Source organism: Flavobacterium sp. UBA5153, assembly GCA_002413745.1.
Taxonomy (GTDB): domain Bacteria; phylum Bacteroidota; class Bacteroidia; order Flavobacteriales; family Flavobacteriaceae; genus Flavobacterium.
This window is the reverse complement of record DHXP01000049.1, coordinates 52,769-63,572: the sequence shown is the minus strand read 5'-3', so window position 1 is coordinate 63,572 and position 10,804 is coordinate 52,769. Positions and strand designations below refer to the sequence as shown.

The window sequence follows — 10,804 nt, the reverse complement described above, 5'->3', positions numbered from 1 at the left end:
AATTTTCTAGTTCTCGATACGATTTTCTATCGAAAATCACTCGAACTGACGAAAATTATCCTCAAAAACTAATTACACCCAACGGGTAAATATATAAAAAGGTTATAAAAATGTTATATATTTCTTAAAATAGTATGAAAAAAGAAATTTTAGGCAAATACACTTTACAAACTGCCACGCCAGAATACGCAAAGCAACAGGCAGAACTTCAAAAAATTGTTTTTCCTACTTTATCGGAAGAGGAATTGATGACGGAAGAGCAATACAAAAGACATATAGAGATTTTTCAGGAAGGCCAAATGCTGGTTTTAGATGGAGATACAGTCATTGCTTCAACGACTACTTTGCTTCAAAATTATCACAAAGGACACCACACTTTTTTGGGAATTTCGGATAATTTATGGTTGGGAACCCATGATCCAAAAGCGGATTGGCTTTATGGATTGGATGTTTCGGTTCATCCTGATTATCAGGGAAAAGGAATTGGTAGGCAAATTTATAATGCGCGTCAAGAAGTAGCGATAACATTGGGGACTAAAGGTCAAATGACTGCCGGAATGCCCATTGGATTTGACAAAGTAAAGGACCAAATGACCATCGCAGAATATTGTGATAAATTGATAAAAGGTAAAATCATTGATCCAACCGTTACGGCTCAAACCAAATGTGGCTTTATTTTGGTTGAACCATTATTTGATTATTTAGACGATCCACGAAGCGGAAATTGTTCGGTGTTAATGTATTGGCCTTTGGATCCGAGCACGAAATTAAGTGAGAATCATTAAATAGTAACCAGTTCGCAGTATTCAGTCGCAGTTTAGTACTAAACTCAAAAATTTTAAACCAAAAATAATGATATTCAAATCAATAAATCCATTCACACAGACGGTAATAGCAGAACACGAAGTGTTGACCAATACGCAATTGAATCAAAAACTGGAATTAGCCGAAAGTGCTTTCAAGAACTGGCGCACCACCTCTTTTCAGGAAAGGGCCGATAAAATGCGAAAGTTAGCCAATATTTTTAGGACGAAAAAAGAGGAATTGGGATTACTCATTACCAATGAAATGGGTAAAATTTTATCCGAAGGAATTGGAGAAGTAGAAAAATCAGCAGGAAACTGTGAATTCTATGCCGAAAATGCGGAGAAAATGCTGAAGGATGAACATTACGACACGCCTTTCAAAAGTATGTCAGTTTATGATCCGATGGGCGCAGTTTTTGCCATTATGCCTTGGAATTATCCTTTTTGGCAGGTATTGCGCTATGCTGCTCCTGCAATTATGGCGGGAAATGTTACACTTTTGAAACACGCGCCAAATGTTATTGGTTGTGCCAAGGCGATTGAAAATGCTTTTTTGGAAGCAGGTTTTCCGGAAGGAGTTTTCCAACAAATAACTATTGATATTCCACAGGTAGAAAGTGTGGTAGCTTCGGATATTGTGTGCGGAATCACCTTGACGGGAAGCGAAATGGCAGGTTCGTCTGTTGCGGCATTGGCTGGAAAGCACATCAAAAAATCGGTTTTGGAATTAGGGGGGTCAGACGCTTTTATAGTTTTGAACGATGCCAATTTAGAAAAAGCGGCAACGGTTGCCACGCAATCCAGGATGCTCAACGCTGGGCAGGCTTGTATTTGTGCCAAACGTTTTATCGTTACCGAAAAAGTTGCCGATGAATTTTCGGCTCTTTTTGCCCAAAAGGTCAATGCATTGAACCAAGGAAATCCGTTGCAGAATGGAATCAATATGGGGCCATTGGCACGTATGGATTTAGCTGAAAAATTAAGTTTACAGTTGAAAAAATCTTTGACACAAGGCGCGAAGATTTTGGTTGGAGGAGAACGCGATAACTGTAATTTCCAACCCACATTAATTGATTTTGTTAACTCGAATAATATTGCTTTTCAAGAGGAAACTTTTGGGCCATTGGCAACAATTATAAGAGCCAAAGATGAAAGTGATGCAATCGTAATTGCCAATAACCACAGATATGGATTGGCTTCGGCAATTTGGACTGAGGATAGAGAAAATGCCTATAGGTTGGCCAGAAAAATTGAAGCAGGAAATGTTTTTGTAAACTCATTGGTGCGTTCCGATTCTCGAATCCCTTTTGGAGGAATAAAAAAATCAGGTTATGGAAGGGAATTATCAGCAATAGGCATCAGAGAATTTATGAATATGAAATCGATTATTATTGAATAGTTTTTGATTAAAATCATTCATTTATTTTTGGGTATAGGGAGTTATAAACATGTTTTTTGACATAGTTTTAAAAAACGAATATTTTTGTATAAATTTATTTACCCCTATTTTTTTAATAGTTATATTTTAATTTTATTATAATTAGCGTTTAAAAGACCCTAAAATTAAAATTAAAACGTATTTGCTATGAAAAAAAATGGGGGTGTTTTAAATAAGTGTATTATTGATATTGTAAAATAGTTGGTTTAAAATACAGATATTGTATTTTTTTGAAATGATTTTTTTGATTTGATAATTCGGTTTAAAAAATGGATTTTTTTTCTTTTGTGTATAAAAAAAGATGATAAATTCGCCTCAAGAAAAGAAAATTTCTTGACAAAACATTCATTAATAATCTCGTTTATTCAGTAAAAAAAACTAGATGAAATTAATGATAGGAATTAAATTAAATCAAATTAATAATCAAAACCAATTTAAACATGAAAAAAGCAGTAATTATTTTAGCCTTAGTGCTAACAAGTACGTTGACATTTGCACAAGACGCACCGCTGGAAGTTGCTCCAGTTCCACCCTCATCAGCGGTAAAATTTGCAGCCGCAGTAGATGTTGTTTTGCCCTATTTATGGAGAGGGATTGCGCTAAATTCTACTGGTAAAGTAGCTTTTCAACCCTATGCATCTTTGACTATTTCAGATAAATTTACATTTGGAGTTTGGGGCACAACCAATTTGTCTAATGATGCAAAAGAATTTAATAAATCATATAACGAATTCGATTGGTATGCATCGTATCAAACATGTTCAATTGCAAAAATATTGGTGAGTGATTATTATTTTGATTTTGCAGGAGCCAGAGGCAAGTATTTCAATTATGATAATACTTCTACGCAGGCAATTGACCTTTCGCTTTTGCTTAATTTTGCCAGCAAAGGGGTTCCTTTGGATTTTCAATGGAATACTTTGATAGCAGGAAATGATTTTAACAATAGTGGGAGTCGAAATTATTCCTCTTATGCTGAAATGGGATATACTCAATCCATAGCAAGCGCAGGCATTGATCTAAGAGCATTTGCTGGAGCAGTAGTGAAATCAAGCATTTATTACGTTACCGATGGATTTAAATTTACCAATGTTGGTTTAAATGCAGCTAAATCTATTAAGTTTTCTGAAAGTTTTAGCCTGCCAGTCTTTTTAAGATACACTTATAATGACAATGGGAATTTTAACACAAGTGGTCATCTGAAACGCAACTTCATTTCTGGAGGGATGACTTTTACCATCAAATAGATTTAATTTTTTTTTGCTGCCAAGAGGCTGTTTAGTGTCTTGGCAGCTTTTTTTAACGAAAAACGGCTCTTTGAGGAATCAAAAAGCCGTTTTTATTATTTTGGTTTAAACCAATTTCAATTATTGTTTCTTGTAAATATCGTATATGGTATTTATGGTTTTTTCATCTAAGACAGAATCGACTTCTGTTTGGATATAATGAAGTTTAAATGCTGAAATAGCAGCCGGAAGATTTTTTGTGTTATAGCCAATAATCCGTAAGGCTTGTTCTATATTAAAATCGCAAGGAGCAGTTTCTAACAATTCATCTGGCCAAATACCAAATCCCATTCCGGCCAATGTTTTCCATGGGAAAAATGCGCTTGGATCTTGTTTTCTGGCAGGTGCTATGTCCGAATGTCCAATGATGTTTTCCGTAGGGATGTTGTAGTCTTTTTTTAATTTGGTCAAAAGAGCCAGTAAACTGTTTATTTGTAATTCCGAAAAAGCTTGCGTTCCATTATTGTCCAATTCAATTCCTATTGATGCCGAATTGATGTCGGTATTCTTTCCCCAAGAAGCATTTCCTGCATGCCAAGCCCGAAGATAATCGTTCAGCATATGAACAACTCTGCCGTCCTGTGCAATCACGTAATGAGCACTTACCTGAGTTTGTGTCAATGTGAATGTTTTCAAGGTTTGTTTCAAGGAATCTTGGGCGGTATGATGAATGATGATAAAGTTGGGTTTCCTTAAATTGAAATTAACTGTCCCAATCCATTCTGTGCTGATGCCATTTAGCAAAGGCATCGCTTCCATTTTTGAAATGGTGTCTTTAAAAGTAAGCAATTGTTTTAAATATAGCGTATCAATACTTTTTTCTGGAACAACGACATTTTGTAAAGGCACTGCCTCTTTTTTTGAAATCGTTTGTTTTAAAGAATTTAATTTGTCGTTATATATTTTCTCACTTTTTTTATAAGGATTTGTGGAACAAGAAGTTATTATGACTGCCAATATGAGGTAATAAAAATGGTTTCTTATTGAATGTTTCATCCTATTTGGTTTCGTCTTTATGTTTTCTTCCGGAACGAGATTTCTTTTGGTTTTTTCGGTCTTCTTTAAAAGCAAGGTATTTTGGTTTTTGATCTTCGTTCAGAAATTCCATTATCTTTCTGTCAGTAGTTTCTGAAAGCGCTTTAAAATCTTTTATTTGATCCTCTTGGCTAGCAACTTGTTTCAGTAATATACCTTGAGTTCTTATACTTTCTGTCAGAACATTTGAAATTGCAATTGTCTGAAGTTCATCAAGATTGATTTCGGTTTTCATTTCATCAATTATCTTGGCAACTGTTACTTCCACTGGAATTTCTTTTGGTTTTTCCTGATGACTTTCTTGATTCATGTCTCGATTCATGCCTCGATTCATTCCGCCACCATAACCACCACCACCATAACCACCACCATAACCACCACCGCCATAACCACCATATTGGGCAGAAATAGTATTAATAGATAATAGCAAAAATGTGCTTACCAGTATTATTTGTAATGTTTTCATGTTTGGTGTTTTTAAATTGTTGTTTATCAAAAAAAAAATATCGTAAATTTAAACAGGTTCTGCATATAAATCAAATTCGGTTGCATCGGTAATTTTTACCATTACAAATTCGCCGGTTTTTACGTAATGTTTCGAAGCGTCAATCAGTACTTCATTATCCACGTCAGGACTATCAAATTCGGTTCTTCCCACGAAATGCGTGCCTTCTTTTCTGTCGATGATACAACGGAATGTTTTGCCAATTTTCTCTTGGTTTAAATCCCATGAAATTTGCGATTGAATTTCCATTATTTCGTTGGCTCGATTTTGTTTCACTTCTTCGGGAACATCATCTTCAAGTAAGTAGGCATGTGTGTTTTCTTCATGTGAATAGGTAAAACAACCCAAACGTTCAAACTTCATTTCCTGAACCCAGTCTCTCATGATTTCAAAATCTTCCTGGGTTTCTCCGGGATAACCCACAATCAAAGTCGTTCTGATTGTCATTCCGGGAACTGCCGTGCGAAATTCTTGTATTAATTTTGTCGTTTTTTCTTTTGTGGTTCCGCGACGCATTGATTTCAAAATGGAATCCGAAATGTGCTGTAACGGAATATCAATATAATTACAAATCTTGGGTTCGCGCTTCATAATTTCCAAAACATCCATCGGGAAACCGGTAGGGAAGGCGTAGTGCAAACGAATCCATTCGATACCTTCTACTTTTATCAAGGCCTCCAATAATTCGCCAAGATTACGTTTTTTGTAAATATCCAAGCCGTAATAAGTCAAATCCTGCGCAATCAAAATCAGTTCTTTCACGCCATTTTTAGCCAAACCTTCAGCTTCTTTCACCAGTTTTTCTATGGTTTGCGAAACGTGTTTGCCACGCATAATTGGAATGGCACAAAAACTGCACGGTCTGTCACAGCCTTCGGCAATTTTCAAATAGGCATAATTTTTTGGAGTTGTCGTCAAGCGTTCGCCAAGCAATTCGTGTTTATAATCGGCACCCAAAGCTTTTAGCAAAGCAGGCAATTCTGTTGTGCCAAAAAACTGGTCCACATTGGGGATTTCTTTTTCTAAATCAGGGCGGTATCGTTCTGATAGGCATCCAGTAACAAAAACTTTATCAACTAAACCCCGTTCTTTTTTGTCGGCATATTCCAGAATCATATTTATTGATTCTGCCTTGGCATTATCAATAAATCCACAGGTATTGATGACAACGATGTTTCCTTCTTCTTCGTGTACGACATCTTTTCCGCTAGCTTTTAGCTGTCCCATAAGCACTTCGCTATCATACACATTTTTCGAACACCCAAGGGTAATTACGTTGATTTTGTTCTTTTTTAAAGACTTGGTTCTCATAGATTTATACTCCCGATAATTTGGGAAGTCGGCAAAATTACGATTTTTATTTTTAGGAGCATCAACCTTTGTTTATTTATGAACCTTTAGTCCCGCTATTCATTGCAATCCACGTCCAAAAGCGTGGGATTTTCATTGCTATCGGGGCTATTTTATAAACTTTTGGGTTTTAACAACCTTTCGAAAAAAACCACTTCTGGTATAAAATCAAAAGTGGTTTAAATCTGTTTTTTTTAAGTATCACAAGTTCCCTCCTTCATGCTTAGGGTGCTTTACAATTCAAACAACAAAGTCAAGGAAATGTTATTATTTGTCGAATTTATTTTGGCGCCATCAGTAAAACCATTACTAAAAAATCCTTGTTGTGAATCTCTTTGTGCTGATGAATAAGCCAAATCCAATTTGGTTGAACCAAAATCATATCCCAATCCTGCGGAATAACCATTCAAATCACCAATAGTTGTCGCATTTTTATAAGGACTTTGTTCATAACGGTAACCGCCACGCAGACTCCATTCCTTAATTTTATATTCGGCACCTAGTCGCAATTCATTCGTGCTTTTAAGGGTAGCACTCATATAGCTATTTACGTCTCTATAATAAGAGTCGTTTTCGGGCTGAAATTTAGTGTTGCTATAATCTTTTATGGCGTAATCAATACTTATTAATCCGGATTTCCCGAAAACATAAGCAAAACTTCCTGTAAACTTGCTTGGCGTTTGTAATTTGTAAGGGGCATAATAATTGGTGATTTTTGGATCTACAACATCTGGGGGTAATTCGCCACTCGTATTACTGCTCACTGCCACTAGTTTTTGTGATAACTCATCACTCAAATGATACCAGGTAGGTGATTCGTATGCCAATCCTAAACGGATTTCATTGGTTATTTTCGCAATGGCTCCTATTTGAAATGAAAATCCTGTGCCGTGAGTATATAATTCATTGTCAAACTGCAATCTATTTACCCTGTCATTGCTATCCAAAGTGTTGTTATTGTCTTCATAAAAACTGGAAGATTGGGTATAATCTGTAAAATGCGAATTTAAGTTTATCCCTAAATATAATTTATCCTTATAGGATGTTGCAGCATTAAAGGATAATTTTCCATTATAACCTTTAGTATAGATGTTGTTCTCTTGATAGTAATTTCCGCCAGGACGAACATTTGAAGTATAGGAGGTGTTATTTGGATTATTACTGTCAACAGGATCTATAACATAACCTTGGTAACCCAAAAAAGCTTGTTGTGCACCGTGGTCTAATTCCCCATAGGTTGAGTTCTCCAAAGTATTTAATGGTACTCCATTGGCATAATATAAAAAATAATTAGCCGCTGAATTTGTCGGATTAGTTCCTGCAGAAAACAATGAATTGTTAAAATTATTCGTGTTTTCATAGTTTATAGCCAACGAAATCTTTTTCCAATTGCCATTTGAATTCTGGTTTTTAAACACGAAAACACCACCGGCTTGATTTGGGTCAAATGAGTTGTCCTTTTGGGTTGTTTTGGTTCCAAAATAATCGGAATTATTTTTTGTGTTGTAATTGCTTAGGGTTATCGCAATTTGATTATTTGAAAAAACTGCTGAACCTGCGGGGTTTATGTTTATGGAAGACAAATCACCGCCGAGAGCCCCAAAAGCACCACTCATAGCTCTAAAACGTGCCGTTCCATTTAAGTTGTCTTGTGCGTATCGCACAGCATCTGTTATTTCTTGTGCCTGGGCAACGCTTAAAGTGAAGCCGGCAAATAGTAGGAATATGTACTTTTTCATTTTATGTAGAGTAAGGGTTTGTTTTTGTTTTATGAAATGGAATAAATAATTATCTTCTTCCGCCACCTGAAGATCTTCCACCACCGCCGCCATATGATCCACCGCCAGAAGACCTTCCCCCTCCGTCATTTGAACTTGAAGGAGTATAACTCTGGTTTCTTGTTGAATTGCTGGAACTTTGTTGTGTATTTGTGTATGTTGATCTAGATCTTGTAGGATAATTGGACGAATTATTTTGAGTTTGCGAACTTCTTCTATTAAGTAAAGTACTGTTTCTAGTGGTATTATTAATAATATAATTACTTCTGTAATTAGTTGTTGGGCTACTTCTATAATTAGTCGAACTGCTTCTGGATACGTTAGAAGTAGGAGCGGAAGTTCTGTAATTACCAGTATTTGCTACCGAGCTAGTTTTTGTTTGAGAATACCTACTGCCGCTTATTGTATTGGAATAGGATGAACCTCTTCGACTTGGATTATAAGAATAATTAGAATTGTTATAGCCATAACCAGAATATCCGTAACCATAACCGGAATAACCCCATCCGTAATAAGGATAATTCCAACCATAACTTGGATAGCCCCAACCGTACCCGTAATAAGGATAACCGAATCCATAACCATAATAAGGATAGCCAAACCCAAATCCCATTGACATATTCCAAGGATTAGTGTAAACATTTATGGAAGTTGTTCCGGAATTGTTTCCCCAATCGGCATAATCTTGGTTTGAATTCTGGATAGTATCGTTTGAAGTGTTGTAATTGCCATAATTATTTACATCAGTAAAAATTTCTGTGGGTTGATTATTGTTCTGCAAGGAATTAAAATAACCTTTGTAGTGATTATTTTTATTGTCCTGAACCACTTTTTCAGTATTTCTGTTTTCAGTATTTCCGTAAATACCATCAGTATCATAATAGGAGCTATTTTGATAAGAGCCACAAGAGGTTACCAGAATACTCAAAAATCCAATTAGTGAATAAAGTGAGGCATTTCGGGAGGAAAAAATATTAGTTTTCATATCTGTGGGTTTTTTTATTGTTGCACACTACAAAAATAGTTAGTTTTGCTGAACTATTTAGTTAAAAAAAATAAAACAAAATTTGTGCCAAACTATTCAATATGAGCAAGAACCTTACCACACGAGCAGACGATTATTCAAAATGGTATAATGAGCTGGTTGTAAAAGCCGATTTAGCCGAAAATTCAGGAGTTAGAGGCTGTATGGTTATCAAACCTTACGGTTATGCAATTTGGGAAAAAATGCAAGCAGAATTAGACAGAAAATTCAAAGAAACAGGACATCAAAACGCCTACTTTCCTTTGTTTGTTCCGAAAAGCATGTTTGAAGCCGAAGAAAAAAATGCCGAAGGTTTCGCTAAAGAATGTGCTATCGTGACTCACTATAGATTAAAAAACGACCCTGATAATCCTGGGAAGTTAATGGTTGATCCCAATGCAAAACTCGAAGAAGAACTTATTGTTCGTCCCACAAGCGAAGCGATAATTTGGTCCACCTTTAAAGGATGGGTTCAATCCTATAGAGATTTACCTTTGTTGATTAACCAATGGGCAAATGTGGTGCGATGGGAAATGAGAACACGATTATTCTTGAGAACCGCCGAATTTTTATGGCAGGAAGGCCATACTGCACACGCTACAAGAAGTGAAGCTATTGAGGAATCCGAAAAGATGATGAATGTATATGCCGAGTTTGCCGAGAATTTCATGGCAATTCCAGTTATAAAAGGAATCAAAACAGAAACCGAACGTTTTGCCGGAGCCGAAGAAACTTATTGTATCGAAGCATTAATGCAGGATGGGAAAGCTTTACAAGCAGGAACTTCACACTTCTTGGGACAGAATTTTGCCAAGGCTTTTGATGTGAAATTTGCTAATGCCGAAGGGAAACAGGAATACGTTTGGGGAACTTCTTGGGGGGTTTCTACCCGATTGATGGGTGCTTTGGTAATGACGCATTCAGATGATAAAGGATTGGTTTTACCTCCAAATTTGGCGCCTATCCAAGTGGTTATTGTTCCTATTTATAAAACAGATGAACAATTAGATGAAATTACTGCTGCGGTCAATATATTGGTTTCACAATTGAAAGAATTAAAAATTGTGGTAAAATATGACGACAGAACTACCCAAAAACCAGGATTTAAATTTGCGGAATGGGAATTAAAAGGAGTTCCTGTTCGAATTGCTGTTGGTCCAAAAGATTTAGAAAATGGAACTTTCGAGATAACAAGACGAGATAATTTGTCGAAAGAGACGATAAGTAAGGATGAAATTGCAATTTATATCCAAAAACTTTTGGAACAAATTCAGATTGATTTATTCAATAAAGCCTTAGAATATCGTGATACGCATATTACCGAAGTGAATAGTTTTGAGGAGTTTAAGGAGGCATTAGAAGGTAAAGGAGGCTTTGTATCCGCCCATTGGGATGGAACTGCGGAGACCGAAGAGAAAATTAAGAATTTGACAAAAGCGACTATTAGATGCATACCTTTAGATAGAGTAGAGCAGGCTGGAAGCTGTATTCTCACTGGGAATCCTTCTGTTGGAAGAGTCTTGTTTGCGAAGGCATATTAAAAAAAAAATATTTTTTTTGCTTCTACTATTGCACGTCTAAA

9 protein-coding genes are annotated in these 10,804 nt (G+C 36.0%); 4 read left to right on the top strand and 5 right to left on the bottom strand.

All coding sequences use genetic code 11. The features are described from left to right. Window positions 1-134: 134 nt before the first annotated feature. From B2145_RS09975 to B2145_RS09965, 3 genes are all read left to right on the top strand, one after another. A complete protein-coding gene (locus B2145_RS09975) occupies window positions 135-785 on the top strand; it encodes a GNAT family N-acetyltransferase (RefSeq protein ID WP_291101734.1) in 651 nt (216 codons plus the stop codon). Between the two features lie 67 nt (window positions 786-852). Next, the gene (locus tag B2145_RS09970; RefSeq protein ID WP_291101732.1) at window positions 853-2,205 is read left to right on the top strand and encodes an NAD-dependent succinate-semialdehyde dehydrogenase; all 1,353 of its coding nucleotides are present in this window, start codon (window positions 853-855) and stop codon (window positions 2,203-2,205) included. 479 nt (window positions 2,206-2,684) lie between these two features. Next, a complete protein-coding gene (locus B2145_RS09965) occupies window positions 2,685-3,491 on the top strand; it encodes a hypothetical protein (RefSeq protein ID WP_291101730.1) in 807 nt (268 codons plus the stop codon). Between the two features lie 120 nt (window positions 3,492-3,611). Here B2145_RS09965 and B2145_RS09960 read toward each other — a convergent pair whose 3' ends face one another. The 5 genes from B2145_RS09960 to B2145_RS09940 form a co-directional block, all read right to left on the bottom strand. After that, entirely contained in the window at window positions 3,612-4,526 is a 915-nt protein-coding gene (locus B2145_RS09960; RefSeq protein WP_291101728.1) for an N-acetylmuramoyl-L-alanine amidase, read from the bottom strand. Between the two features lies 1 nt (window position 4,527). Continuing rightward, on the bottom strand, window positions 4,528-5,031 hold the full coding sequence (locus B2145_RS09955; protein WP_291101726.1) for a hypothetical protein: 504 nt from the start codon (window positions 5,029-5,031) through the stop codon (window positions 4,528-4,530). 48 nt (window positions 5,032-5,079) lie between these two features. Next, window positions 5,080-6,381, bottom strand: a complete 1,302-nt coding sequence (gene rimO, locus B2145_RS09950; protein WP_291101724.1) for a 30S ribosomal protein S12 methylthiotransferase RimO — start codon at window positions 6,379-6,381, stop codon at window positions 5,080-5,082. A gap of 272 nt (window positions 6,382-6,653) precedes the next feature. Then, window positions 6,654-8,159, bottom strand: a complete 1,506-nt coding sequence (locus B2145_RS09945; RefSeq protein ID WP_291101738.1) for an OmpP1/FadL family transporter — start codon at window positions 8,157-8,159, stop codon at window positions 6,654-6,656. A 49-nt stretch (window positions 8,160-8,208) separates the two neighbouring features. Continuing rightward, entirely contained in the window at window positions 8,209-9,183 is a 975-nt protein-coding gene (locus B2145_RS09940) for a hypothetical protein (RefSeq protein WP_291101722.1), read from the bottom strand. 101 nt (window positions 9,184-9,284) lie between these two features. Between B2145_RS09940 and proS the strand changes: the two genes are divergently transcribed. Continuing rightward, window positions 9,285-10,763, top strand: coding sequence for a proline--tRNA ligase (gene proS, locus B2145_RS09935; RefSeq protein ID WP_291101720.1), 1,479 nt, complete (start codon window positions 9,285-9,287; stop codon window positions 10,761-10,763). The last annotated feature ends 41 nt before the right edge of the window (window positions 10,764-10,804 follow it).

What these genes read in the sequence shown, in the direction of transcription:
- B2145_RS09975 (WP_291101734.1), top strand. Translation starts at nt 135, where the DNA reads ATGAAAAAAGAAATTTTAGGCAAATACACTTTACAAACTGCCACGCCA.
- B2145_RS09970 (WP_291101732.1), top strand. Translation starts at nt 853, where the DNA reads ATGATATTCAAATCAATAAATCCATTCACACAGACGGTAATAGCAGAA.
- B2145_RS09965 (WP_291101730.1), top strand. Translation starts at nt 2,685, where the DNA reads ATGAAAAAAGCAGTAATTATTTTAGCCTTAGTGCTAACAAGTACGTTG.
- B2145_RS09960 (WP_291101728.1), bottom strand. Translation starts at nt 4,526, where the DNA reads ATGAAACATTCAATAAGAAACCATTTTTATTACCTCATATTGGCAGTC.
- B2145_RS09955 (WP_291101726.1), bottom strand. Translation starts at nt 5,031, where the DNA reads ATGAAAACATTACAAATAATACTGGTAAGCACATTTTTGCTATTATCT.
- rimO (WP_291101724.1), bottom strand. Translation starts at nt 6,381, where the DNA reads ATGAGAACCAAGTCTTTAAAAAAGAACAAAATCAACGTAATTACCCTT.
- B2145_RS09945 (WP_291101738.1), bottom strand. Translation starts at nt 8,159, where the DNA reads ATGAAAAAGTACATATTCCTACTATTTGCCGGCTTCACTTTAAGCGTT.
- B2145_RS09940 (WP_291101722.1), bottom strand. Translation starts at nt 9,183, where the DNA reads ATGAAAACTAATATTTTTTCCTCCCGAAATGCCTCACTTTATTCACTA.
- proS (WP_291101720.1), top strand. Translation starts at nt 9,285, where the DNA reads ATGAGCAAGAACCTTACCACACGAGCAGACGATTATTCAAAATGGTAT.